A 25,745-nucleotide genomic window follows, 5' to 3' on the forward strand; every position below is an offset into this window, starting at 1 on the left:
AAACCTGTTTACTGAAAAGACTTCTCAGTCATATCTTCATAATCCTTAACCATCGTATCCCACGAAGTATCGATGGATTCAGTGAGACCGAACAAACCGCTTCTACCAACAATATAAATATCTGGTCCAGCTGCATCGATTTTCTTGAATGTCTTACGATTGGAAGAGCCATCCATTTCAATCACGTAGTTATAGCCTTTTTCTTCTCTGAGTTTTTTTAAAGCGACGATTTTATCTAAGGTGTTGTCAATAAATCGTTGACCAGCGAAACCAGGATCTACTGTCATGATCGTGATTTTATCTACTAATTCAATGTAAGGGAAGATCGTTTCGATTGGCGTTTCGGGATTCAAGACAACACCTGCTTTCAAACCAGCATCATGAATATCATCGATCAATCTAAATGCTAATCCATCCAATACCTCGGCGTGCATACAAATCCATTCACACTTCAAGTCGATCAGTTGTGGTACCCAGAAACTAGGTTCTGTGACCATCAAGTGTACTGAGACAGGGAGATCACTGATTTTACGGACTTCTTCAATAAACCATGGTGATAAGGTAATATTGGGCACATAGTGACCGTCCATAATATCGATATGATATGAATCTGCGTGGTCATTCAAAAACGTAATCTGTTCTTTGAATTTATCTAAATCCATCGTCATCAATGATGGAGAAATTTCTACTTTCTTCATGTTAAAACCATCCTTTTATTTTTAACTGATTTGGATATCGCCTAAGTCGATGTCTTCTTCTTCGGCATCCAATTGTGCATTGATTGATTCCTCTGTTACATTTTTCTTAATAAGTGCGAGGACGACTGCTGTAACGACGATATTGGCAAGCAAGGCTAAAATGCCGGCCATGGGTCTAGACATCGTCGGAATCATTAAGACGCCACCAAAAGGGACTGTCGCATCAGCGCCAAGAGACATAGAGACCGCCCCTCCTACAGCACCACCCACAGCTGTTGCGAATACGCCGCGGAAAATATCATTCATGACGATGGGAATAACCCCTTCTACGATATTGACGACGCCCATCGGTACAGCTGTTTTTAACGTTTCGATCTCTACTGGAGAATAGATCGTTTTACCAAATAGTTTTGCCACAAAGAATGCTAGTCCAAAGCCAATTGGCGTCGCTGTATTAACAAGTTGCAAAGCAGTGATCGGACCGTTCAATCCTTCCGCTTGAAGCGTTAGCACAAAAGCAAAAACGGTTTTGTTGATTGGTCCACCATAATCAACGCCACTCAATAAGCCAACAACTGCTCCAAAGATTAATAAAGAGGATGAGCCTAAGCCATTCAACAAGTTTGTCAAAGCATCTGTGAATAAAGTGATCGGCGTACCGATTACGTAGATCATGATCAAGCCACCAAGGAATGTTGAAAGCAGTGGAATAATCAAAGTCGGCATCAAGCCCTTAGCCCAAGCAGGGACTTTCAAGAATCTTAAAATCCCAATAACTAAGTATCCGGCGACAAAACCGCCTAAGATACCACCAATAAATCCTGCTTCAATCGTTCTTGCTAGTAAACCAATGATAAATCCAGGTGCGATCCCCGGTTTTTCAGCAATAGAGTAGGAAATACCCGTAGAGATAACGACCGGCAACATGCCAAGCCCTAATCCACCAATTACCGCTAATACATCCCAAATCGAATAACTCCCCGCTAGTAGATCTGTACTAGGCTCTCCACCGAATGCCATACCAATGGCAATCATAAAACCTGCCCCACAGACGATCGGAATCAAATATGATATTGCGGTCAATAAATGCCCTTTTAAATTTAACTGTTTAATCTTTTGCATGATAAACCCCCATTTTTTTACTGTTGTTGATACCTTATGAAAATGCTTGAATCACTTCTTCTGGACTTGTCGATTTCAATAGTTCTTCTACAACTTCATCATTACCTAATTTACGTGCAAATAATGACAAAAGTTTTAAATGTTGATTTGCATCTTCATGATCATTTCCAACTGCAAAAAGAATAATGCCTTTTACGCCACGGTCATCTAGGGACTCCCACGGAATTTCTGTTTCATTGATCCCAATCGCTACACCGATATTGTCAACATGCTCACTTTTTCCGTGAGGAATCGCGATAAAGTTTCCGATACCCGTTTTCCCTTCTTTTTCACGTGCATAAACATCTTTTTTGAATCCTTCGACATCTGAGATATAGCCATTATCTATTAACTTCTGGCATAACGTATTCAGCGCTTCTTCTTTCGTTGCAACGGACATATCTGATTTGATCAGATTGGCGTCTAAAATCTCTTTTACTTCCATTTGCTACATACTCCTTTTAATCATTATTGGGCTTCGACGACTTCTGTTACTTTCTGGATCAACTTGTTTGGTGATTTGACCGCTACTTCTGTAGGAACTTGAACGATTTTTTTACCTTCAAAACGCTCACGCCCTGAGATTTTAACGTCTACCGCTAAAATAACAACATCAGCAGCATCGATTTGTTCTTGCGTCAGTTTATTTTCAATCCCAATCGTCCCTTGTGTTTCAACATGAATATCGTATCCTGCTTTTTTTGCAGCATTTTCTAGTTTTTCCTGAGCAATATAAGTGTGTGCAATACCTACTGTACATGCGGCTACGCCAACAATTTTCATCATTCATTTCTCCTTTTAAATTTCAATATTTGGTTGATTCGTTTCCATTAAATAATCTAAAAATGCATCATCAGCCAGTTTTCTAGTAAATTGACTGATTTCTCTTTTTACCTCATCTGTTTCCTCTTTTCGAAGAAGAATCATGATGATCAATTTAACTCGGTGAATCTTTTCGTCCCAAGTGATTTTCTCTTCTGGACGAATAATAAAGATTTGGCTTTTATCTAAGACACCACTTTCTAAATGTGGCAATACAATTTCTTCAGCGATCTCTACACTACCGTTTTCTTCCCGTTCGGCCATTAAACCTGATAAATCAATTTTTTCTTCATCCATCAGTTCATCAGATACAAATTGAAAACATTCAGCCCGAGAACGAATCGGTACATCTAACTTCATCACAAAACGGTTATCGTTCATTGTAAATCTCCTTTATTTTCTTCTGAAGTCTGTTTTTATCGTCTTCTGTGAACATGGCGCTGACTAGTAAGGTTTTCATCGGTACTGCCTCTTCGAATTGAATCGTAGTCACGATCAACTCGATACCGGGATAATGCTGCGAGATTTCTCTCAAGTTTCGATAAGCAATCACATCTACTATCTCAAGCTCTGGAAATTTCTTCTCGATCTTCACTTTCAATAATTCAGATGTTCCGACACCCGTGGTACACATGATGACCGTTCGAATCGGTAGTTGATTTGTTTCAATGATTCGAGCGAAGTATAAGGTAAGAAAGCCGTTTTCATCCTCATTGATGGTCGGTAAAGAAAAAACTTGACTGACTTCCTTGGAAACTTCAACCACTTCATTGTAAATCGCTTGATATGTTAATTGGATCTGATCCAGTAAACTGTTTTTGACCCTAATGCCATGCCGCAACCGATTCAACATAGGCTTGATATGATTGGCAAGATCTAGAAAAATCGAATCACTTTGTATCGTGATGTTTAATCGTTTACTCATTTCATTCAAGTACAACTGCGTCAATTCGGTAACGGTAGTTGAAAAAGTAGCAATCGTTGTTGCACTGCCCATCCTTGAAGACATCAAATATTGATAAAGGTAAATGACTTCTGAATGCGGTAAGTCAACATTTAAATACGTTGATAAGTTTTGAATCGTCGTTTCAGCTGCTGAGTAGAGTCCTTGATCATTTTGATGAATCTGATTTTCAATTGACTTTGTCTCGAGGTCTCTACTTGAAATATGCTTTAATCCTACTTTTCTGATACGACTAATCAAAATATATAAGTGAGAAAAGATATTAATGTCATATGGATAATGAATCGTAATAGCCAGTTTTTTTTCAATCGTCTTGATCTGATCCAAAATATACAACACATCATAGTGATTAAAGTTTAAATCTGTATTGTTCTTCAACTCATTCACATTCACGATATTCATCCGCTGGATACGTTCAGTGATGGCTTTTCGTATAGCTTCTTCTTCACCCAGAATAGAAACTGTTCTGTTCCTTCTAACTAGCTTCAAATTATAAGCCTTTAATTCTTCTGCGATGAATTGCTCATCATTAAAAATAACCGTTTCACTGACAAAATAGTCAGCATACAATTCGTTGATATTTCGAGCTTTAGGAGAGTAGAGCAGTAATTCTTCCATTACACGACCGCGCCTTTCAGCTGGTGTGAATTGACTAGTTTTACGTGTTACTTCTTTATTTGCGCATATATATTTCTCGTAATCTAACCGATAACCTCTTCCTTTCTCTGATAATATAAGCTCACCACCTGGAAAGCTTTCATTAATATCTTTGATTTTCCGGTATACGGTCTTTCTAGAAATGGCTAATTGACTAGCTAATTCTTCTGAAGTCGTAAAACCAGGTTTTTCTGAGAGAAACAGCAACAGTTTTTGTTCATGTATTTGCTTTGAACGCAACGCTATCTCCTCCTTTGTTAGTTATAGTGTACCGGACATTTAAGAAAACGTTTTACAAACAAATGTCCACTGCAATAGACAAATTTATGATAGGGCTTTCTTTTACATCAGATTATTTTTCGTCATCTCCATTTATTGCTTACATTCTTAAATACCTTTAATTAGAGAGTGTATCTGATTCAATCACACTAGACAATCAGCCTATTTTCTCTCTGTTTTTCGTTTTGTAAAATTAGCATGCAGTATTGTACAAAAAAGGAACTTTCATTGAAATTTGTTACAAATTAGTGTATAAATAAAGTATAGATAGTAAACGCTTCCAATTTTATGGTGCAATACTGTCTTGTAATCAACTTACTTAACTTAAGGGGAGAGATGTCCAATGAAAACGATTATGTTAGTGTGTACAGCTGGTGTCAGTACAAGTATGTTAGTATCCAATATGCAAAAAGCCGCTAAAGAACGAAACGTAGAAGCAGATATTTTCGCAGTATCACCGAATGAAGCTGATGGTTACCTATCAACTAAAGAGATCGACGTACTTCTACTCGGACCACAAGTTAAATTTTTGAAAGATCAATTACAAGAAAAAGTTGCCAGCAAAAATATCCCTGTTGAAATCATTGATATGCGCAACTTCGAGAAAATGGATGGCGAAGCTATCTTAGATACAGCATTAGGATTAGTGAAATAACCAGAAAACACTTATGAAGCCTAGAATATATATAAAAAAGGATTCAATCACCCATTATGGATGATTGAATCTTTTTTATTACTTTGAAGTAGATCATTCATGCAATTCATTTTCGTAAATTTCTCGATTGATTTCTTTGACACTTTTGATTTCGAGCGCATTATCAACTAAGCCTGGAGTTGTTTCTACTAACAGTACTTCTTCTCCACCCTTATCTAACACAAAGTACTGATTATAATGTAAATACCCCGTAAGATTCCGATACTCCAACAATAAATCGATATTTTCTTGTGTGTCTGCTCCTTGTTTATAACTCATATTTGCGGTTGATTCTTCTGAAACGATTGTATTCACGACATCTACCACCGACTTAGGTTTTGAGTCTTGCACAATAAACCAAAGCCATGAACCCGCAAATAAGATCAATAGAATAATGACCCCTATTTTAAGCTTTTTTACTTCATTCATCCAAGTCCCCCTATATATATACTAGCACACATTGTGGTTCAATTATTTAACCATCATTTTTTGAATCAATTTTAAGAAAGACCTTTTTAGAGTCATAAGAAATGATCAGAAATTATTCCAAGTTTTTTACTCCAATTTTTCTTTGCTAGTTTTTAGAAAGTTAACTTCGTGTATACTGTTAAAGCGAAAGACTATTCGTTATTTTGCATAACGTATACCATTGGTATATTTAGAGCTAGAAAACAACACCTATCAATATAAAATAACGGACAGAGAAAAATTGCATGGAAAAGGTTTTAAAAAATTGTACTGTAATCGACACGGAGAACAAAAGATATTTAACACGTGATATCTATATTGATGCATTAAGCGTTATTTCAAAAATCAGCGCTCCGGAAACAATCAATCATCAAAATTACGAAATCATAGACTGCGAAGGCAGTTATGTTTTACCAGGATTGATCAATGCGCATTCACATCTATTTTCTTCAGGAAAGCCTATGTCAGCTAGTTTTGGAGAAGGAACAATTAACTTTGGTTATCGGTTACTGAAGACAACAATTGGTCAGTCTATTTTAAGAAAAATCATGGATAAACATGCTCAAATTCAACTACAATCTGGTACTACCACCATTAGATCTGTTGGAGAGTTTTTTTATCAAGATGTCAAATTGAGAGAAATTTACGCTAAAGACGAAAAAATTGGGCCTTCCTTACTCGTCTCAGGCTTTTTTCTTAGCATTACAGGGGGGCATGGTGCACCCTATTTAGCCCTTGAGAGTGATTCCCCTTGGGAAGGTAGAAAAAATGTTCGTAAAAGTATCAAACAAGGTGTGGATTGGATCAAAATCTGTGCAACTGGTGGTGTAACAGATGCGAGAAGAATCGGAGAAGCTGGTGCACTTCAATTTACCGAAGAAGAAATCACAGCAATCTGTGAAGAAGCCCATAAAGTAGGTGTTAAAGTTGCGGCTCATGTCGAAAGCACTGAAGGTGTAAGGATTTCTCTTCGGGGAGGTGTTGATACCATTGAACATGGCGCCCCAATGGATGAAGAAATCATTCAGCTTTACAATCATAATCCTAAATCCTTACGTGGTTATACTTCCCTCATCCCAACTTTTCAAGCCGGCGCACCTTTTGCCTTTTTAGCTAAAGAAGAAAGTGGCTTAAACGAGATAGCCTATCAAAACGGTAAAATGGTTTACGAACACTCAATCGAAAGTGCAAGACAAGCTATTGAAAATGATATAGCGATTGGTATGGGAAATGATGCTTCAATGAAATTTGTAACGCATTATGATTTCTGGAGAGAACTTGCTCATTTTGTCGACCACGCTAACCTATCAACCTGGCATGCACTAGATATCGCAACTAGGCAAAACGCAAAAATAATCGGAGTCGATCATGTTGTCGGTAGCATAGAAGTAGGAAAAAAAGCGGATATTATTGTCCTTTCAGAAAATCCTGTCGAAGATATCAAAGCTCTTACTAAAATCTCAAAAGTTTTCAAAAATGGAAAGCTCGTTCAACGCAAAAAAGTAAGAAAATATCCTGAGCTAGATCAACTTTTGGACAAAATTCTGAAATAAGGCTGTTTCGCTAAACATTCTAGAACACGATAAGTCATTTTAAGACATAGAAAAAAGGTTCGGGCACTGGTTAAAAATAACCGTGTCCGGACCTTTTTTTAAAATAATCCGAAAAATTTCTTCTTCTCTACGCTTGTTGGCGTTGGCGGGATAATAACATCCCCGTTGATCAAATCTTTAGTCGTTTGATGGAACTCATGCCATTTATGACGTCCATAGTCTTTGATGAAATTATCATGTGCTTCTTGCATATGAAAAGCTCTATTCGTCGTATTATGTGCATCAGAAGCAATAAAATGAACAAGATTAGCTTCAATCAGTTGTTTGCTGAACTTCTTGATTTCTTTTCCAAATCCACCTGTATAACTGGCAGCAGTCAATTGTGCCAACGCACCATGTTCAACTAATTCTTTCAACTTATCAGGATCTTCTAAAATCATTCGATTACGTTCAGGATGTACGATTACCGGTGTTTTGCCGTTCGTTTGTAAATCATAGAACAAACGCTCCGTATAAGTAGGAATGGATGAAGTCGGAAACTCAATCAACAAATATTGTTGTTGCTCATCCGTGAATAAAATTAAATTTTTTTCTATATCTTCTAAAATATCGCCATAAATCCGTATCTCTTGACCAGGGAACAACGTTAATGGAATCCCCTCTCGATCAATTTCAGTTTGTAAGTTTTTGACCAGTTCAATCACTTTGCTTTTTTCATTCATCCAGTCTCTATTCATATGGTGAGGCGTAGCCAGTAAATGTGTAATCCCCTCTTCTACTGCCAAACGAGCCATATCCAGTGAATCTTCTATTGTTTTAGCACCATCATCTACACCTGGTAAAATGTGGCTATGCAAATCAATCATCTCGTTCACCCTTTCTTTATAACTGTTATTAAAAATTTGGTTCTTTTTTAAGGTGTTTTTTTGTACTATTTGTACTCATGTGCTCAGCTATTGGCTGATTTTTATTAACTACATGGACGAAAATATCTATTGGTAAATTTTTCAAACAATGGCTTAACTTCCGATTAAGTCCACCTTTATGAGCGCCTAATAGAGCAGGACTTTCAAATATATTTTGATTCACGTATAGCAACATGTTTTCTCATCCTTTCCAAAACAAAATCTGCTACTTTGATGTTAACATCATAACATATTACTGCTTACTTTAGTTTTTTATTCTAACAGATTCCATACCTTAAAGTCATTTTTTAGATGATAGTTAAAAGTGTATAGCTTCATTGCTCATTATCCTTAATAATTTTAATTAGCTATTCAATTTATTATAGAAGTACACTTTCGTTTGTTATACACTAATCCCAATAGGTAAGTAAAATTAACAAATCTATTTGAATATTGAATTACGAAAGGATGAACAAGTTTGGCTTACAATCTATTTGACGGCATTCCCACTAATGATTTAAATGACTTAAGTCATTTAACCATTTATAGCTTGCTAGAAACATTCGGACAAAAAAAAATACCCACGGCATTTACTTTAAACGATTTACTAGCTAATTATACGAAAGAAACTTTGCTAGATTGGACATCTTTTAATTATATTGAAGTACGTAAAAGCTGGACTAAAAAAAACATCGTGGTTCATGCCACAGAACAGGTAAAAGAAACATTAGAAGGTCGATTACTGGCTTTGAGTCAAGAACAATACACTCTTTATAAGAAGGCGTTAAAAGCGCTAGAGCTTAAAGAAAATGACTCTAGAGCCTATCATTTATTTTTGATTAATGTTCTACCAGTAGCAGTTAAACTTGGCCTTACTTTTATAACCTCAAAAAACAACCAATTGACTTTGACTTTCCCAGAAGAAGTTACAGAGATACTGGAAACTGATGCTCATTTTAAAAATCAGGCACTAATTCAGAAAATCCAATCCTTTGAAATGATTCTTAATGCTGCCGTAAATTTATATGGTGTTGTAGATTTTTCATCACTTCTCAGACTTCAGTCCATTGCTTTTCCAGAAAATGATTTAACCCCTGACAGTATTCGTGACTTTTACCATTATGTATCCCTCATTGCAATCGCCAAAGGACATTTTGTTTTCGAATTTAAAATAGCTAGTCGGCGGTTTGACAATGATTATCATGCACAACTGTTCTCTGAAGCGCTTGGGTACCCAAATCAACGATATCAACCGACAAAAACAGAAATTAAGTTCTTTGGTAAAAACGACTTTGACCATAGATTAGCTTCTTATAAGAAGCTTGTCAAACTGGTAAAGTCCTTATCTGATGATCCTGAAATGGCAATAGACGTTATTGAAACACATGCATTGATGGGTTCTTTTATGTCTATTATGATGGACGAAATGAATGATTCAGACCTTGTAATTTTTTCATCAGAAGGAGAAGCAAAAAAATTCGCTTTTCTTTATCATGATTTACTCAGAGAAACAAGACAATGGAAAAACTATGGCTATAAAATCAAAGAACATTCAGAGATGGTCAGTGCCGTAGATCCTATTGTCAGTATGAACCACTTAAATCATTTAGCACCACTTCAACCCAGCAAAAACAAACCTCACCATGCAGTAAAAGTAGGACGTAATGATCCATGTCCATGCGGCAGTGGTCTGAAATACAAAAAATGCTGTGGTAAGTAAGTTAAAATAAGTTAAATAAAATCTGAGGGATTGCTATAAAGTGATTCTTCAGATTTTTAGTTTAATTATATCAAGTTTAAAAAACAAGTTTTGTTTACCTTATTAAAAGGTTCGTTCCATTCAATTCTCATTTTCTTGATATCCTACGTATTGTTTGACCTTTCTTCATTGATTGGCTGATAAAGGTTCGTTATAATTGTAAGGATTATAACCACAGAAAGGATTATCTAATGACGAAAAAACAGCATTCTTTTTATTATGGATGGGTAATTGTCGCAGTCTCTGCGTTATGCCTATTCTTTAACTCACCAGGACAGACTTTCTCGGTTTCAATATTTATTGATTATTACATTCAGGAATTTGGTTGGAGTAGAAGTCAAATATCCAGTTTTTATTCAATCGCAACTTTGGTTTCTGGTCTCTCCATGCCCTTTGTAGGCAATTTAATCGATAAAAAAGGACACCGAACTTCTATTGGTATCGTCGCCTTTCTATTTGGGTTAACGTTGATATGGATGAGTCAAGTCAATGCACCTTGGATGATCTTGATTGGATTTCTTTTTATTCGTATGTTCGGACAAGGCGCTATGTCGCTCATACCTTCCGTTCTTATTCCTCAATGGTTTGATAAGAAAAAGGGACGAGCATTTTCTTTTGTAACGATTGGTGCCGTACTCGGATCAGCCACTTTTCCGCCTTTAAATCATTTTCTAATTCAAAGTAGAGGCTTAACCTTTGCTTGGTTGTTTTGGGCCGTGGCCTTATTATTCATTATGTTGCCGATTGGATTGATTTTTGTAAAAAATCGTCCCGAAGATATGGGACAAGTGATCGATGGTCAGCTATCTGTTTCGATTGAAGATGAAAAAGACAATAAGCTCTCCGATGCCATTCATCCTCCCGATGTATCTTGGACTTTACAAGAAGCCAAACAAACTAGAAGCTTCTGGTTAATGTTATTTGTGAGCATCGTCCCTTCACTAGTCAATACTGCTTTCACCTTTCATATGGTCTCCATTATTTCTGAAAAAGGACATGACGCTGCATTAGCTGCTTATCTATTGAGTACGATTGCAGTCACTCAAATGATCATGACATTTGCAGCTGGATATGTACTTGAAAAAGTGAAAGTGAATATTGTTAAATCTTTAAATTTTGTTTTATATTTTGGCATTCTACTCTTGCTAAATTTCAGTGAACAACCTGCTTTACTATTTGTCTTTGCAGTATTACAAGGAAGTTTCGTTGCTTTTGATAGTGTTTCAACAAATGTATTGTGGCCAGATTATTTTGGCAGAGTTCATTTGGGTAAAATCAGAGGGTTAGCTATGTCTGCTATGGTTATTGGATCTGCTTTAGGACCGCTACCATTCGGGATCGCCTATGACATTTTTGGTGGATACCATGAAGTACTATTGCTCGTCTTGATTCTTCCTGCACTAGCTTCCGTAGCTTGTTTCCTTTCTCCAGCACCAACAAGAGAACACTTAAGTGATTAAGTAAATTAAAATCATGAAAGCAGGTTTAAATTCTATTGATGAATTCAAACCTGCTTTTTTATCCATTTTATAGTCTTATCAATTTTTTTACTAACATCAAAAGACCAATCTGCTACTATCCTATTTCTCATTATGCTTTAAAATTTGTTTCAAAAACATTCAAATACAAGGTTATGGTTTCTTCAAACTGCTTAATGGTTACATATTCATTCACTTGATGAGCTAGTTCTGGGTTTGCAAATGAGACTACGAGCGTTTGAATTCCAAACATGGCTGCATCTGTAGCACCAGGAATGCCGACATAGATTGGTTTTTTATTGGTTGTTGCTTCATAGATCTCATTAAATTTTTTTACCTCTGGTTTGCTTATATCCGTTTCAACAGGAGGAATATTTTTAAAAATCGTTACATTTGCTTTTAAATCAGGATAATCGCCTTTCACTTCGCTAATGATCTTATCAAATTTATCAAGTATCATTTGTTCCGTCATGTTTGGAATCGTCCGAATCTCCATTTCAAAGAAAGCTTTGTCCGGTATAACATTTAATCCTGTACCGCCATTTATTTTAGTAACGTTTGAAATAACCGGACCTAATACTGGATGTGGGTCGATAGGGAGTGAAAAGCGGTCATGAAAGACCTCATGCAATACTTTATTCATATGTTCAATGGCATTTATACCATACTCTGGTGCGGAACTATGTGCTGCTATCCCTTCAAAAGTTAGCCTTACTCCTAAAACACCTTTTTGTACATACCCAACATAACCTGCAGTAGGTTCTCCTATAATCATTAAGTCTATCTGCTCTTTAGGAATAATGGTGGCCAGTTCTTGAGCACCTGTCATTCCAACTTCTTCATCTCCGGTTATCAGTAAAAACACATTATTTCTCAATGAATCATTCTTTTTAGCTTCTATAACAGCTAAAACCATTGCGAGCGTTCCCGCCTTCATATCACAAGCACCACGACCATAGATTTTGCCTTCTATTTCTTCAGCTCCTAGTGGCTCATATAACCATGTTTCATCTCCTACTGGAACAGTATCCATATGTCCACAAAAAGCTAATGTCGTTTCGCTATCCTGGCTAGCCGCAACATAAGCATAAATACTGTGGTAGCCTTTCTTGTTTGTCGTCACAGAAGCGTTAATACCATTTTCTCTCAAAAGATTTTCATAAAAATAAGTGATTTTTTCGTCGCCGTCTCCGGGATTTGTTGAATTAATTTTGATAGACTCTTTTAGTAGCTCAATGCCTTCTCTTTCCACCAGATATCTCCCATCCTTTTTTACTACAAAAATTATTCCGCCATATCTAATCACCAAAATATCCTATTTAAGGTATTTTAGTATGATGGTCAAATCAGTATTTAAAGTTTCAAACTAGTAGGTATGACAGAAGTAATAATTTTCATAGAAATTTTAAATAACACGCTCTATTTATTTCATCATAATCGTAGCCCGTAACCTTTCTATGAACTTTTTTTGAAAAAAATCATACTTATTCTTCAAACGGTGCATCTAGAATATGGATTTTAAAAAAAGAGAATGGATTATATACTCCTATGGTCCGTTGATTGGATTGTTTGATTGGATTGTATAGAGAGAGATTGGTTGTTTATTCTTTATTAGAATGCAACATGGTATTTATTTTCTAGATTATACACACGATAACTTCAAAAAGATGCAAAAAGAGCATAAGATAAGTAAGTAAATATTCTCATCTTGCGCTCTTAATACGCTAAACTTAATTTTAAAGTTGAACTATTTATTTAAACTCTACTTTATTACTTTTGGAAAAATACTACTTTTAATCACTTCTTCTAAAGAATTTATTGATTCATGATAAGAAACTTCTTTAGATAAGAATTCTTTAGTATTTGTTTCATAATCTTTTCTGTAAAATTCTATCGAGATTATTTCTTCTAGTACTTCTATTAAATGATACCCTTCCTTACAGGAGTGTGTCTTATTTCCAAGCTTCCTTACTTCTATTATTTCAGGAACTAATTTTTTTAATTCTTCAAAGTTAATTTGTCCACTCTTCCATATCATATGTATATCATAAATATGTCTAGAATATCTATGACTAGTATTTTCTTCAAAATAATCACAAACAGCAAACACCTTATCTATAAACGTACGGTCAATGGTTTGAACGTACATCAAAAAAGGTTGCAAATTGTACTTATTGATAACCTCTATCTCATTATTAGCTAAAAGAAATTTCGTAATATAATTGCTTACTTCTTTTTGTTCACATGGAAAAGCTCGATAGGTTAAGCTGGTTTCAACTATTATATGATTCACCATAAACTCGCCACCAACATACGCCTTCTGATATCCGACTAAATATTTATTAAAATCTCTTCTAGATCGTATTTCAATAATTGGTTCTACTTGTTCGTTCAATAGCTCAAATCCAGTTTCCTCTATAGTTCTTAAAATGTTATTTTTGATATTACGTTTCTGTTTGTTAGTAACTTTTCCAGCGTTCTCCTCTATTTTCAAATTAATATCTACGTCTTCAGAAAAGCGATCTATTATGCTATAACATTTAGAAAGAGAAGTTCCACCTTTGAAGACAATATCAGGAGAAACCTCTGCTAACTTCTCTAGTAGTAAAGAGACATAATAATCTTTTTCAACTTAAAATTCTTCTAAGTTCATTTCTGCCGCCGTCGCACTCACAATTTCTTTAAAGGCTTTACTATCTTCGTGTAATTTCATAATCTATCTCCGATTCATAGACTCTAACCTTAGTTTTATCAGGATAAGGTTTTAAGCATTCTTTAAAATCTGCTTCACTTATTTTTACATCTTTTAGGTAATTAAGAATTTTAATTTTTGCATTGCCCATTGGCTCTTCGCATAATTTTTCATAATCATTTAAAAGGTCTAATACCTGAAGGACTTTATAGTTTTGGGTACTTATCTCTTTTTTTGGTTTCCGTATGATTATTTTTTTATTATAATACGTAACATCTCTTTTAACTGATGCTGTTTTGTTCGTAACGATTGTGGTTACACTCGCTGTTTGACTAGTTAATCCCAGACTATTCGCAAAATTAATACCTGTTTTATAGCCAACAATGCCATCACTGTCCTGTAGGAATTTTTTGTCGATTATTTTATCAACACTTAGTATAGGACTACTTAAAACTGAATTTTTATCGGGCACAAAATAAATACCATTTGTAACTTTTTTTATCAAACCTTTGTCTGACAATCTTTTAATTGTTTGTCTAAACGTATTCGGCTTTAAATCTAATTCTTCTTTTAACGTATTCGTAAATATTGGTTCGTTGTAACCATATCTCTGTACAATCTGCTCGTATATTCCAGCCATTCATAACCCCTCCCAATCATATTGTAACACATTATAAAATAATATTTCAAAATATGTTACAACTTTTAATCCTTATCTATGAGGCAATCGACCATCCATATGATGTAAAAAATGATTTTAAAAGTTCATAAAAAAAACGTTGGCACTCTTACTCACCAACGTCTCAATTAATTCTATAGGTTTTATTTCTATTGCATTTCTTCGTTTAAGTCTTTCATGACCGCTTCTATTTCTGGTAAACGTTTAGCCGTTTTGAACTTGATGTTGTTCTTTTTACAAAAGTCTTCAACGATCCATTCAATAGATGCTTTGCGGACTACGATCTCTTTCGGTTTCCCTTTAGCACACACTTCAATCAGCATATTAAAGACTTGTTGCGCAACATGCGTTTGGTCTTGGAGAGTTTTAAAGTTTAACACTTTTCCACTCCCTTTTTCCGCACACAGCATAATAATGGGGTAATAAGGTCTCTCATGTGGATGATCTTGCATGACTGCTTGTGTATGCGCGACATCAAGCACGATCGTATTTTTGACTTTTGGCGCGCGTTTGATTTGATATCTTGCCAAGTCATTTCTAAACTGTATCGGTTCGTTGACTTTTTGTACTGCTAGACTTGTTGGCAAATCAACTGTCTCTGTCATCCATTTCCCATCTTTTTCGATGCGGTTGATGACTTTACCACTTGAAGCTGCAGGTATGGATGGATTTTCTTTTGATTCAATCACCGTTAACAATTGATTTAAAACAGTCGTTGTCCATTCAACTTCGGCTTCATTTAATACTGCCCATGGAATAAATCCTGGTGTGTATTTCAAGATTTCTGGAATCATTGTCTCCTTTGAATCAAAAAGATTCATGCGATTAAGTCGATCCATATTATCTTGATCGACTCTTTCACTATCTTCGATAAATGAAATCACAATACCATCTTGCACCGTATGGTAGTTATAAGCGGGCACTGTTTCTTCATGATCGATAATTTTATACAAGCTACGTAAACCTTCATCGCCAGTATATAAGCCCAGACCTTTAAAGACGTCCTCTTGACCCATAATAGAAACAAATGTCTGCTCACCAGTAGTTGGATTGGTCACAGCGATCCATTGTGAGTCATCTAACTGTTTCCATGGTGCTACTTGTTTCACTCGCTCAATAGCATCGTATAGATTAGTCCATTCTTGATTATCAGGTTCCCCATGCGCTGGTATCCACTTATCATCTTCTTCAGTCGTAAAAGCACTAAAACCTTTTGTTTCTGTGCGTTCCATCCAAGTGTCATACCATTTTTCAACGGGTATAAATACTTCATCATCTTTAACACGTGGCACACCACCTAAGAAATCAGTGTATTCTTCAGCGGATAGAGTGGATAATCCCTCTTCTTTTACTCGGTAGTTTGTGTCCGTTACGACCGCAGTCAATGGTCCCAGTTTTTTACGACTGACTGATTTCGTCAACTCGATTGGTTGAACTGTGTTCAAGTATTCAGTTATTTGCTCATCGTTAAATTGTTGTGCCTTCATTACGCTACTAAGCAATTTATTGAATGTTTCAAACGCATTTGCGAGTTCTACTGTTGAAAATGGTCCTGTGATGATAGGAAATTGCGTTAAGTCATTGACAAACGCAACTAGAAACTGGTCTTCCACTTCTATTAAAGAAACATGCCAGTCATAGAGTTCATCTCGATCAGCTGGGAGTGCTTCAACTTCGCCGATATTCGGTGCGTCAAGTTGGTTTTGCTTTAAACTTCTTTTATATACTGTCAATAATTTATTCGTTGCGTGAAATCTCATGCGATACATCCTTTATTTATCATTTGTATAAGGTAATCTTAGTATAAACAAACGTAAGTTAGTTCGTTTCTTTACTAGTTTACACTACTAAAACATATCCGACAAAGTATACTTCCTCTAAAACGCTACCATATTAAAGAACCATTAGTATATGTGGAAAAATGTCGAACTTATAACCAAAATAAAGCATGACCCCCTAAAATTATCAGGGATTCATGCTTTATCATAGTAAAAAAAATAGCTACTCTTTTATTATTTTGGGGCAAATTCTAATTCTGGGCTTACACTAACGATAACTTCTTGACCTTCTTCTAATTCTACTTCTAAAGATTCTGGTCCTAGCTCTCCCTCGGGATCAATCGGACTATCAACGATTGGTAAAGCATTTAATCCTTCATAAACCATGATTTTCCCACTCTTATCACTATTGGTAGTGACTTCATAACTACCTGGTTCGATATCTTTGCCAACTTCCCAAGTACCTGTTGAAAGTACATTCGATAATGTGCGTTCAGAAACTGGTTCAAACCTCGTCTCTTCAAGATCATTTAGTGCTATTTTTGTACCATCTGTCAAGTCCGTCGTTACACTCGGTACACCCATATTCATTGAACCATCTTCTAGTATCTCTAAAATATTTGTGTTTCTGTCATCATTATTTTCAATCAACAAGTTCCCAGGTTCTTTACCAGTAATCTCGTAACGTCCAGCAGGCAAATCTTCACCTACAACGTATTCCCCATCAGTTAGTGTTTTCACACCATCTAATGTATCGGACATGGCTCCTTGAGCACCGCCAGATGCTTCTGTTTCATCTTCTTCGGTATCCATTGCAGCATCACTCGTTTCTTCCGTAGTTTCATCTGCATCAGACATTTCATCTGTAGCATTATCATCGGTACTACAAGCTGCAAGGACTACTCCACTGGCAAGCATTAACGTCAATACCTTCATTTTTCTATATGTAACTTCAAGAATCTTTACTTTCAATTTACTTCCTCCTAGATGTGAAACATTTGAATTTTATTGTAACATTTAGTTATTCCATTTCCAAACAAAGTATCATATAATCTACTAATCAAGAAAATATTCGTAAGATTTTTACAAAAAAACACAGCGAGAACAGTTGATAATCAAAAAGTCCGGATTCTCCTCATTTTTTTTGAGAATAATCCGGACGCACAATCTTTTTCTATTGATGTATACCGTTTGAAAATCGTTAGTACTGACTACTTTTTGACAATCAGTTGGATGGCTTTCTCTATTTTTGCTGATTGATCTTCAGTGCTGTCAGAAGGGTTTTCTAGGCAATCTTTTAGATTTTCAGCAACAATCATACCGATCATTCGGTCAACGCTAGAACGAACTGCACTAAGTTGGGTGACGATATCGATACATTCATCATCTTGTTGGATCATTTTCTGAACGCCTCTCATTTGTCCTTCTGCTCGTTTTAGGCGATTCGTCATTTTCCGTTTTTGTTCTTCACTTTGATTCATCTTTCGTCGTTTCCCCTTTCCAGCTAGACATTCCGCCCATTACGTTGACAACATCATAGCCATGTTCAGCTAAACGTTCACTAGTCAGCGTTGAGCGACCACCAGAATGACAGATCACGTGATAAGTTTTGGTTTTATCTAGTGCATCTATTTCTTCATTAAGCTGACTGAGAGGAAAGTTATGGGCATTGGGGATATGACCATTTTCAAACTCGTCAACTTCTCTAACGTCTAAAATCGTTAGTTCTTTGTTTCTTGCTTCTTGATAAAATTCATCTGCTCCAATTGATCTATACATATTTAATTTCCTCCGGTTTAATAGTTTGGTAGAGTGCAAATGCACCATCGAGATTTTTTACAGTGAAACCTTTATTTTTCAGCAATCTTTCAGCAATATAACTTCTCAGTCCGCTATGACAACTGACGATATATTGTTTGGATTGATCTAATTCATTCAAACGCTCACTTAACTGATCAAGCGGGATGTGCACACTATCTTTGAATGTACCGTGTTCTAGTTCAGCAGCATTTCGAACATCCAATAAAATAGCACCAGCTGCTAAGTTTTCTTCTAGTTCATACCACTGAATAGATTCACTGATATTTTCCAATAAATTTAACCCAGCATAGCCTGCCATATTGACGACATCTTTAGCAGCACCAAATGGAGGAGCGTACGTAAATTCTAATTCTGGTAAATCCTCGATCGTCATATTCGCTTTGATTGCAGTCGCTAATATGTCGATTCGCTTGTCGACGCCGTCAGCCCCCACCGCTTGCGCACCGTAAATTATACCGCTTTTTTTATCAAAAATCACTTTCAACAAGATGTTTTCTGCACCAGGGTAGTATCCAGCATGACTTTTCCCTTGTAGATGAAGGACATGGACAGATAAATCGTTTAGTTTCGCTACACGTTCACTTAAACCCGTAGATCCTGCAACCAGATTGAATACTCTCACAATAGCTGTTCCAATACTTCCCTTATTCTTTCTATCGAGCCCAGCAATCACATCAGCCACTTGTCTTCCTTGTCGATTAGCAGGAGAAGCTAGTGATATCAAAGCATTCTGATTTAAAATTTGTTGGTTTACAACGATTGCATCCCCTACTGCATAAATGTCAGGATCACTCGTTTGATAGTGATCATTCACAACTATACCACCACGGTGTCCAAGTGTAAGACCAGCAGCTTTTGCTAAGGTGTTTTCCGGTTGTACGCCAACAGATAGTAGCGTTAAATCACTCTTTAATTCTGTTCCATCTTCTAGCTGAACGATTTTCCCTTTATCCTTGAAGGCTACGGCTGATTGTCCTGTAAATAGTGCAACATCGTTCGCCAAAAGTTCATTTTGTACATAAGCTGCCACTTCTTCATCGAAAGAAGGTACTACATGTGGTGCTTTTTCTACGATCGTAACGTTGAGTCCACGTTTTTTTAGATTCTCAGACATTTCCAAACCAATATATCCAGCACCGATAACCACAGCTCGTTCAACAGCCGGTTCATCAAGACGTGCCATAATATCATCCAAGTCTGGCACATTTCTTAAAGTAACTGTATTTTCAGCTTCTGCTAGTCCTTCAATCGGTGGGATAAAAGCCTTTGCTCCAGGAGAAAGAATCAGTTTATCATAATGATCTTCGGTTATTTTACCGTTGAATTTAACGGTGACGGTTTTGTTCTTGGGTGAAATGGCTACTACTTCATGATTTGGTTTCACATCGATATCAAATCTGCTCTTTAACGCTTCTGGTGTTTGAACAATCAATTTTTCTCGCTCAGCTATTTCTCCAGAAACATGATAGGGCAAACCACAATTGGCAAAAGATACATAGGGTCCTTTGTCATACACAACAATCTCTACGTTTGACAGTAACCTCCTTAACCTTGTTGCTGCTGACATACCCCCTGCAACGCCACCTACTATAATCACTCTATCCATTTTTATCATTCTCCTTTAGTTGTTTTCCACTGATTCATACCACCACGAACATTAATCACTTTGTAGCCCTTTTTCATTAGTCTTTTACAGGCTTGTTTGCTTCTCATACCTGACTGACAAATGACATAGACTGGCTGATCTTTCTTTCCATTGAAACGATTAATCTCATTTAAGGGTAGATTAGTCGCACCTTTGATATGTCCGGCCTTGAATTCTCTAGAGGTTCTAACATCGATCAATTTACTTTTCTTTGGTAACCGTTTTTTCAATTCTTGTGTAGTGATTTGCTCTACTGGTTTAAACAATGCAAACATCTATTTTCCTTCTTTCTTTTTTCTCTGTTTAATTGAACTCTTTCAGTGATTGGCCTTTTACACCGCTAATATACTGATACACTATCTGGAAGAAGTTTTAAATTCATCTAATTATAAAATACCCATACGGGTATAATAATCGAAAAATCATCCCATGTCAAATACCCCTTTGGGTATAATTTTTAGAATAAAAAAGTCTTGAGCAAACATTTAAGCTACTCAAGACTACTTATATTCAAATCATTCAACGACAGCGTACTTTTCTTTTAGTTATCAATCGTCCTAGGTACTTCGTTATTTACCTCATATATAATAAGTTTTCCACTATTCTCTTTATTATATACATTATAATTGCCAACCTCTATATCCGTTCCCACTTTCCACATACCATTTTTTAATGTATTAAAAAATGTTCGCTCTGTAATGGGTTTAAACGTCGTCTCTTCTAAACTAGTTAGCTTTATTAGGCTACCTCTATACAGATCAACTGTTAATTCAAAAATTACTGCTTTTTTATTTTCATTATTCAATGATTCTTTTATATCTCTAATATCTACTTTAGCATTATCCATGTAAAATCACCTGAGGATTTTGCAGTGAATAAATAACGTCCAACTGGAAGGTTTTCTTCAACACTGTGCTGACCGTCGATTAATTGTTCTGTTTCTCTAGGATGTTCTAGTTCAGTTTCAGGTATTCTCTCTTTAAAACTAGCAATATTTTGCTCACTAAGAGAAGCATCATGCGTTTTAATGCAAGCTGTGAGCACGATTAAACTCAACATTGATAAAAGCATTAACTTAAGTGTTCTAAACATCTTTATATTCTTAATTTTATCCCACTATTTCTTTGAAAGATTTAGTATTTAATCAAAATATTTCTTGAATCTCTTCCAAGTGTGTATGGCAGAATAAATATGTAGAATAGTGCATGAAAAAATTCATAACTCAGATAAAAATAGTCCATTGTTTCTACTTTACCATTCGCCTAAAATGGAGTTTGACTAAGAAATTCAGAGAGGCTTGAGAAAGGATGCTCACAATGAACCAAATCTATTCTATCAAAAAATGAAAACTGAAGAAGGCTATTCTTCAAACAAATTTGTCACGAAAACCGGTTATGATTGGTTTACCTTAAGAAAGTACGCAGATCATAACGTTCTTCCAAAAGTAAAAAACAGTAGAAAACAAGTGAGTTCCTTGTAGAAAGATAATCTTCTAAAACTAAACATTCATAGGGGAAATCATTTGCCTGCATCAAATGATAGGCAAAATGCACTTGACATTCGAGACAAAAATCTCTTATTTAAAGAAGATTGCGTTTCTTATGCACTCTTTAAAAATCATTACTGTAAATTTATATATTGTATGCTTTCTTTATAGCTTTTAGTGCACTCGTTTTCTAACTAATGAACAGATTGCATTCAGTATTTTTAGTGACTTCTTTAACTGATTCATTTTCATTGTCGACTATATCGATTTGACTAATAGCAATTCGCTGAGCAGTATCCAGTTCGTCTACAATCTCTGTTATCGATAAGTATAAAAACTGTTACAGTCATATAATGTCACTCAATAAATATTGAACTAACCTTTTCATATTTTCACCTCTTGAATTTTTTAAATATCTTAAGTTATTTTATCAATAACACTTTTAAAAAAACCAACATTTGCAGTATATAGTGCAAATGTTGATTTAAACAAAAACCTTTAGAATGTCATTACTATTTTAGCTTTTTCCACTTTGAAAAAGTTTGTAAATTTATAAAATCAACTGAAACTTTATTCTTAGACTTAATCTGTTCCCTTTATCTAGGTTGCGCTCATTATTATGTTACGTTTATAATTTTGAAGTGAAGAATATATAATATATTATCAAAAATATTGAAGGACTAAAACAATATAAGAAAATCACTTTACAGGTTTCATAAAGATTACTACTTTTTAGATGCTTATAATTTCACATTATTCTGTTTCATTTTTGAAAGGTACTGAAATCGTTCTCTTTTTTTTGTAAATTTCAAGTTTAAGTTAGCCACGTATTTTACAAAAATATTAGCTTAATTGTCAGTTGTTCCATCAGTTATTATTATTAGAAGAAGTCAGTCTCCATTTTTGAAAGTACTAACGTGCTTAGGCTAATTGGGATAAAGAGCGTAGAGCACGAGCAAAACAGTCATGTGATATTTTATAGCCACGTATTTTCTGAGGGTAGTCATTCATCCATTGCTGGATTCTCAAGTATTCCGTCTCACTCAATTGACCGATGACTTTTACTTTTGGAATAAATTCGCAAATAAACTTATGTTGGATTTCGATCATTCCTCTCTCCCACGAAGCATAAGGATGACTTAAATACACATCTAGAGTTTCTTGAAGTACCTTTATGAAGGCCGGTAAACTAAGATTTATTATCAACGGTAATGGTCTTATATACTTTAGAGAACGTGTACCGATCCGATGCCGAAATGACTGATTGGCTAACTTCATTATAAAATCTAACCTCTCTTTTTTTCAAAACCTTTTATAAGTTTAAAAAGATTTTCGAATTTTTTCTCTATCTAACCTTATGCAAAAATATATCCAGTTCGAATCAAACGAATAAAAAATTAAAACAGAATATCGTACTTTTTACACAGAAGTCTGGACTTGACTAATTCAGTCCCATTTTAGTTAATAATAATTGGCATCACTTATATAATACTGTAATTGCGTCTATCCATAGACAATTTAGAAAGGAAAATAGTTGTATGTTTGATATCATTTCAGATAAGGAAAAGCGAAAAGTTGATATAATTAAAATATTATATTATTCCGAAAACTCTGTTACCCTAACGGATTTGCACGATAGAGTAGGACTATCTATACGAGGTTTACATTATAATCTAAAAGAAATAGAAACAGATGTTAGTGTTTTAGGCGGAGAAATCTTAACTTCAAAAAAAGGATATAAATTAATACTCCCTAGTAATATTGGAATGGATTATTTTGAAAGAAAAATTATTAAATCGTCTGTAGGTTTTCAGCTACTTGAACGCTTGTTTCACGAAAATTCACTAACATCTGATGAAATACAAGAATCGTTATTTGTAAGTCCTTCTAGCTTGTTTCGAACTACTAAGTTAGTAAATAAACTGCTTCCAAAATACGGACTTTCACTAGAAACTAACCCCTATAAATTAGCGGGATCTGAAGAATTAATTAGAAAATTTTATGTTCGATTGTTCTATGAGGCATACGGTGAACAGGAGTGGCCATTTGTCAATATAAATCTTGACCTTGTTCATAAACTCATTACAGAATTTTTAGAAGATGTCGGTATTGATAGAGATAGTACAAGTGTACCCAAACTCAGAATTTTTTTAGGTATCCATTTAACTCGTGTACCAGAAAAAATATCACTTGAAGAAATTTTTCAAGATAGTAAAGAACTACAAAAAGTTCCGATCGATTTAGTTAAAGATACTGAAATGAAGGTAGCACAATGGTTTAAAACAAAAAAATATCCGACTGAATTTATAGATCGTTACTCCCTATCATTTTCGATTCTTTTTATATTCTTCTCGGGTATTCATTTAGACCGTACACCTTCGCACATTGAGACAGATCGTCTAAAAATAATAGAGACTTATTTAAGAAAAATAGAATTCATGCTTGGTCTTGAAAATACTAACTTCACAGCCCTAATTTATAATTTGAATCATATATTTGCTAATTACAGTATTCATAGTAAATTAAATATTTTAGAAGACTACTTACTTTTCAAACCAAGAGAATACAGTATGATTGATGCTCTCGAAACTAATTATCCATTATTTTTCAAAGTATTCGTAACTAATTTAACTAATTTAATTGAGGAAATGAATTTAACATATAATGATTTATTATTAGAAGAATTACTATATTACGCTATTTCCAAATGGCCCAATCTGTTTCAAGATTTATTTTATAAGTATTCAGGTTTCACGATATTAGTATATAGTCATCTTACTGACTTACACAAAAAACATTTTTTACAAGGAATAGATTCTCAAGTGGAAAAAAATGTTGTTGTTCTACCATTTAATGAGAATTTTTTAGATGAAAAATCATTAAAAAACTATACTTTTGATATGATCATTACTTCTAGTACAGTTTTTTTGGATATCACACAGCCAATAATTTATTTACCATCTAATCACAGCTTAGTAAATTATGATCCTTTTATTAAAGCAACTAAAAAAATAAAACGAGATAAACAGCACTACCGAAAACTTATGTTAGAAAAAAACATATATGACTTAAAAAACAAATTTGGTTTATAAGAATCAAAGCTATAGCATTACTTTCTACTATTTACGAAAAGAGTTCTCTTTTAATGAATTTGGTAAAGAATAAAGCCTAAAAACAAAGTACTTTGGAAAAGGACGTACAACTGCTTAAGACTGCTGTATGTTCTTTTCCTATTTTTTGTCTTGATTTTATTTGGTTCTATAATATTTGGTGTTGGTGAGAACTCGCCAACACTATTTTTATGTAAAATGAAACAAGCGAGATTCTCTGATAGACTATAGTTACCACACCAAATCTATAGGAGGAATCTCGCTTGCTTGAATCTAATGATATCAAAAAATTGCTTCATATCCAAGATGAATCGATCACATTGACTCAGATCGATCGTCAAACCCTAAAAGGAACTTTAACCAATATTGTCAGTGGGACAATCACTTATACACCAGGCTATTGTCCTAAGTGCGGTGTTAAAAACGCCGATTATAACATTATTAAGTACGGAACCAAGCTAACTAAAATGGTCTGGAATAAGGTGGCTGGGTATCCAACGCGCCTTTATCTAAAGAAACAACGTTTCTATTGTAAGTCTTGTACACAGACCTTCTCTGCTCATTCCTCAGAAGTCGAAGAACATTGTTTTATTTCTAAGAAAGTAAAGCAACACATCGGCTTTCAATCAAGAGAAGATCTTTCTATGAAGTATATAGCAGAAGAACATACGGTATCACCTTCCACCGTTAAGCGAGTGATTAGCACATTCGCCCAAGTCTATTACCCTGACTTCCAATCTTTACCGCCTTGTTTGCTTTTCGATGAATTCAAATCAGTCAAAAATGTGAAAGGTTCGATGAGCTTCATTTACGCCGATGGCGATACACATGAGGTGATCGATATCCTTCCTGATAGAAGAAAAGCTTATCTCAAACTTCACTTTCAAAAGTATCCGCTAAAAGTGAGAGAGCAGGTAAAACTCATCGTGATTGATATGAACGCAGCTTATGAGTACTTTATAAGAGAGCTTTTTCCAAATGCAAAAATCATTATTGATCGCTTTCACATCACCCAGTTGATTAATCGATCTTTAAATAGAATCAGAGTAAAAATCATGAAACAATACAACCATTCTAGCTATCCGTCTAAAGGAAT

Annotated in this window: 23 protein-coding genes and 3 pseudogenes; 6 read left to right on the plus strand and 20 right to left on the minus strand. The window is 35.0% G+C overall.

All coding sequences use genetic code 11. The features are described 5' to 3' along the window. Positions 1-8: 8 nt before the first annotated feature. The 6 genes from alsE to J5J05_RS07550 are packed head-to-tail and all read right to left on the minus strand — an operon-like array spanning position 9 to position 4,542. A complete protein-coding gene (alsE, locus tag J5J05_RS07525) occupies positions 9-698 on the minus strand; it encodes a D-allulose 6-phosphate 3-epimerase (RefSeq protein WP_208560067.1) in 690 nt (229 codons plus the stop codon). Between the two features lie 21 nt (positions 699-719). Next, complete coding sequence (locus tag J5J05_RS07530) at positions 720-1,820, minus strand: PTS fructose transporter subunit IIC (RefSeq protein ID WP_208560068.1); 1,101 nt, start codon at positions 1,818-1,820, stop codon at positions 720-722. 34 nt (positions 1,821-1,854) lie between these two features. Then, a complete protein-coding gene (locus tag J5J05_RS07535; protein WP_208560069.1) occupies positions 1,855-2,304 on the minus strand; it encodes a PTS sugar transporter subunit IIA in 450 nt (149 codons plus the stop codon). Positions 2,305-2,327: 23 nt separating this feature from the next. After that, entirely contained in the window at positions 2,328-2,642 is a 315-nt protein-coding gene (locus J5J05_RS07540; protein ID WP_208560097.1) for a PTS fructose transporter subunit IIB, read from the minus strand. Positions 2,643-2,657: 15 nt separating this feature from the next. After that, complete coding sequence (locus J5J05_RS07545) at positions 2,658-3,062, minus strand: PTS sugar transporter subunit IIA (protein WP_208560070.1); 405 nt, start codon at positions 3,060-3,062, stop codon at positions 2,658-2,660. Then, positions 3,052-4,542, minus strand: coding sequence for a BglG family transcription antiterminator (locus J5J05_RS07550; RefSeq protein WP_208560071.1), 1,491 nt, complete (start codon positions 4,540-4,542; stop codon positions 3,052-3,054). Before J5J05_RS07550 ends, J5J05_RS07545 begins: the two co-directional genes overlap by 11 nt. Positions 4,543-4,924: 382 nt before the next feature. Here J5J05_RS07550 and J5J05_RS07555 point away from each other — a divergent pair, with 382 nt between their 5' ends. Continuing rightward, entirely contained in the window at positions 4,925-5,236 is a 312-nt protein-coding gene (locus tag J5J05_RS07555; RefSeq protein WP_208560072.1) for a PTS sugar transporter subunit IIB, read from the plus strand. A gap of 93 nt (positions 5,237-5,329) precedes the next feature. On the opposite strand, the gene J5J05_RS07560 is transcribed toward J5J05_RS07555, so the two are convergent. Further along, positions 5,330-5,704 (minus strand): hypothetical protein, encoded by a 375-nt coding sequence (locus J5J05_RS07560; RefSeq protein WP_208560073.1) that lies wholly within the window; start codon positions 5,702-5,704, stop codon positions 5,330-5,332. 284 nt (positions 5,705-5,988) lie between these two features. Here J5J05_RS07560 and J5J05_RS07565 point away from each other — a divergent pair, with 284 nt between their 5' ends. Further along, the gene (locus J5J05_RS07565; protein ID WP_208560074.1) at positions 5,989-7,296 is read left to right on the plus strand and encodes a metal-dependent hydrolase family protein; all 1,308 of its coding nucleotides are present in this window, start codon (positions 5,989-5,991) and stop codon (positions 7,294-7,296) included. Positions 7,297-7,394: 98 nt separating this feature from the next. Here the strand turns inward: J5J05_RS07565 and J5J05_RS07570 are convergent, their stop codons facing one another. Beyond that, positions 7,395-8,162 (minus strand): tyrosine-protein phosphatase, encoded by a 768-nt coding sequence (locus tag J5J05_RS07570; RefSeq protein WP_208560075.1) that lies wholly within the window; start codon positions 8,160-8,162, stop codon positions 7,395-7,397. Positions 8,163-9,843: 1,681 nt separating this feature from the next. Between J5J05_RS07570 and J5J05_RS13020 the strand changes: the two are divergent. Both J5J05_RS13020 and J5J05_RS07580 read left to right on the plus strand, forming a co-directional pair. After that, a pseudogene (locus J5J05_RS13020) lies at positions 9,844-9,921 on the plus strand (SEC-C metal-binding domain-containing protein); the annotation flags it as partial. Positions 9,922-10,151: 230 nt separating this feature from the next. After that, entirely contained in the window at positions 10,152-11,420 is a 1,269-nt protein-coding gene (locus J5J05_RS07580; RefSeq protein WP_208560076.1) for an MFS transporter, read from the plus strand. Between the two features lie 130 nt (positions 11,421-11,550). Here J5J05_RS07580 and J5J05_RS07585 read toward each other — a convergent pair whose 3' ends face one another. The 12 genes and pseudogenes from J5J05_RS07585 to J5J05_RS13025 form a co-directional block, all read right to left on the minus strand. Continuing rightward, entirely contained in the window at positions 11,551-12,690 is a 1,140-nt protein-coding gene (locus tag J5J05_RS07585; RefSeq protein WP_208560077.1) for a M20 family metallopeptidase, read from the minus strand. 510 nt (positions 12,691-13,200) lie between these two features. Further along, positions 13,201-14,019 (minus strand): annotated as a pseudogene (locus tag J5J05_RS07590) (nucleotidyl transferase AbiEii/AbiGii toxin family protein); the annotation flags it as partial. A 112-nt stretch (positions 14,020-14,131) separates the two neighbouring features. Then, complete coding sequence (locus J5J05_RS07595) at positions 14,132-14,770, minus strand: DUF6088 family protein (protein WP_208560078.1); 639 nt, start codon at positions 14,768-14,770, stop codon at positions 14,132-14,134. 188 nt (positions 14,771-14,958) lie between these two features. After that, positions 14,959-16,569: a DUF7309 domain-containing protein gene (locus tag J5J05_RS07600; protein WP_208560079.1), complete on the minus strand. Its 1,611-nt coding sequence runs from the start codon at positions 16,567-16,569 to the stop codon at positions 14,959-14,961. 252 nt (positions 16,570-16,821) lie between these two features. After that, complete coding sequence (locus tag J5J05_RS07605) at positions 16,822-17,559, minus strand: hypothetical protein (RefSeq protein ID WP_208560080.1); 738 nt, start codon at positions 17,557-17,559, stop codon at positions 16,822-16,824. 239 nt (positions 17,560-17,798) lie between these two features. After that, positions 17,799-18,068 carry a metal-sensitive transcriptional regulator gene (locus J5J05_RS07610; protein WP_208560081.1) on the minus strand — a complete coding sequence of 90 codons (270 nt, stop codon included), beginning with the start codon at positions 18,066-18,068 and terminating at the stop codon, positions 17,799-17,801. Beyond that, on the minus strand, positions 18,055-18,366 hold the full coding sequence (locus J5J05_RS07615) for a rhodanese-like domain-containing protein (protein WP_208560082.1): 312 nt from the start codon (positions 18,364-18,366) through the stop codon (positions 18,055-18,057). Before J5J05_RS07615 ends, J5J05_RS07610 begins: the two co-directional genes overlap by 14 nt. Beyond that, the gene (locus J5J05_RS07620; protein WP_208560083.1) at positions 18,359-20,014 is read right to left on the minus strand and encodes an FAD-dependent oxidoreductase; all 1,656 of its coding nucleotides are present in this window, start codon (positions 20,012-20,014) and stop codon (positions 18,359-18,361) included. Before J5J05_RS07620 ends, J5J05_RS07615 begins: the two co-directional genes overlap by 8 nt. Positions 20,015-20,019: 5 nt before the next feature. Then, positions 20,020-20,328: a rhodanese-like domain-containing protein gene (locus J5J05_RS07625; protein ID WP_208560084.1), complete on the minus strand. Its 309-nt coding sequence runs from the start codon at positions 20,326-20,328 to the stop codon at positions 20,020-20,022. A gap of 266 nt (positions 20,329-20,594) precedes the next feature. After that, entirely contained in the window at positions 20,595-20,900 is a 306-nt protein-coding gene (locus J5J05_RS07630) for a hypothetical protein (protein ID WP_208560085.1), read from the minus strand. Next, the gene (locus J5J05_RS07635; protein ID WP_208560086.1) at positions 20,882-21,145 is read right to left on the minus strand and encodes a hypothetical protein; all 264 of its coding nucleotides are present in this window, start codon (positions 21,143-21,145) and stop codon (positions 20,882-20,884) included. The genes J5J05_RS07630 and J5J05_RS07635 overlap by 19 nt, the downstream gene beginning before the upstream one ends. Positions 21,146-22,460: 1,315 nt before the next feature. Then, a pseudogene (locus tag J5J05_RS13025) lies at positions 22,461-22,776 on the minus strand (transposase); the annotation flags it as partial. Between the two features lie 301 nt (positions 22,777-23,077). Here J5J05_RS13025 and J5J05_RS07645 point away from each other — a divergent pair. Beyond that, a complete protein-coding gene (locus J5J05_RS07645; protein ID WP_208560088.1) occupies positions 23,078-24,631 on the plus strand; it encodes an AcpB/EbpR/MafR family transcriptional regulator in 1,554 nt (517 codons plus the stop codon). A gap of 281 nt (positions 24,632-24,912) precedes the next feature. After that, positions 24,913-25,745: ISL3 family transposase (locus J5J05_RS07650; RefSeq protein ID WP_208559039.1), on the plus strand; the 833-nt coding region annotated here is incomplete at its 3' end.

The sequence above is a fragment of the Marinilactibacillus kalidii genome (assembly GCF_017599325.1).
Classification (GTDB): domain Bacteria; phylum Bacillota; class Bacilli; order Lactobacillales; family Carnobacteriaceae_A; genus Marinilactibacillus; species Marinilactibacillus kalidii.

Coding starts and splice junctions, on each gene's coding strand:
- J5J05_RS07595 (WP_208560078.1), bottom strand. CDS start 14,770: ATGGCTGGAATATACGAGCAGATTGTACAGAGATATGGTTACAACGAA.
- J5J05_RS07620 (WP_208560083.1), bottom strand. CDS start 20,014: ATGGATAGAGTGATTATAGTAGGTGGCGTTGCAGGGGGTATGTCAGCA.
- J5J05_RS07600 (WP_208560079.1), bottom strand. CDS start 16,569: ATGAGATTTCACGCAACGAATAAATTATTGACAGTATATAAAAGAAGT.
- J5J05_RS07570 (WP_208560075.1), bottom strand. CDS start 8,162: ATGATTGATTTGCATAGCCACATTTTACCAGGTGTAGATGATGGTGCT.
- J5J05_RS07545 (WP_208560070.1), bottom strand. CDS start 3,062: ATGAACGATAACCGTTTTGTGATGAAGTTAGATGTACCGATTCGTTCT.
- J5J05_RS07615 (WP_208560082.1), bottom strand. CDS start 18,366: ATGTATAGATCAATTGGAGCAGATGAATTTTATCAAGAAGCAAGAAAC.
- alsE (WP_208560067.1), bottom strand. CDS start 698: ATGAAGAAAGTAGAAATTTCTCCATCATTGATGACGATGGATTTAGAT.
- J5J05_RS07580 (WP_208560076.1), top strand. CDS start 10,152: ATGACGAAAAAACAGCATTCTTTTTATTATGGATGGGTAATTGTCGCA.
- J5J05_RS07535 (WP_208560069.1), bottom strand. CDS start 2,304: ATGGAAGTAAAAGAGATTTTAGACGCCAATCTGATCAAATCAGATATG.
- J5J05_RS07635 (WP_208560086.1), bottom strand. CDS start 21,145: ATGTTTAGAACACTTAAGTTAATGCTTTTATCAATGTTGAGTTTAATC.
- J5J05_RS07530 (WP_208560068.1), bottom strand. CDS start 1,820: ATGCAAAAGATTAAACAGTTAAATTTAAAAGGGCATTTATTGACCGCA.
- J5J05_RS07625 (WP_208560084.1), bottom strand. CDS start 20,328: ATGTTTGCATTGTTTAAACCAGTAGAGCAAATCACTACACAAGAATTG.
- J5J05_RS07630 (WP_208560085.1), bottom strand. CDS start 20,900: ATGGATAATGCTAAAGTAGATATTAGAGATATAAAAGAATCATTGAAT.
- J5J05_RS07540 (WP_208560097.1), bottom strand. CDS start 2,642: ATGAAAATTGTTGGCGTAGCCGCATGTACAGTAGGTATTGCACACACT.
- J5J05_RS07610 (WP_208560081.1), bottom strand. CDS start 18,068: ATGAATCAAAGTGAAGAACAAAAACGGAAAATGACGAATCGCCTAAAA.
- J5J05_RS07565 (WP_208560074.1), top strand. CDS start 5,989: ATGGAAAAGGTTTTAAAAAATTGTACTGTAATCGACACGGAGAACAAA.
- J5J05_RS07645 (WP_208560088.1), top strand. CDS start 23,078: ATGTTTGATATCATTTCAGATAAGGAAAAGCGAAAAGTTGATATAATT.
- J5J05_RS07560 (WP_208560073.1), bottom strand. CDS start 5,704: ATGAATGAAGTAAAAAAGCTTAAAATAGGGGTCATTATTCTATTGATC.
- J5J05_RS07555 (WP_208560072.1), top strand. CDS start 4,925: ATGAAAACGATTATGTTAGTGTGTACAGCTGGTGTCAGTACAAGTATG.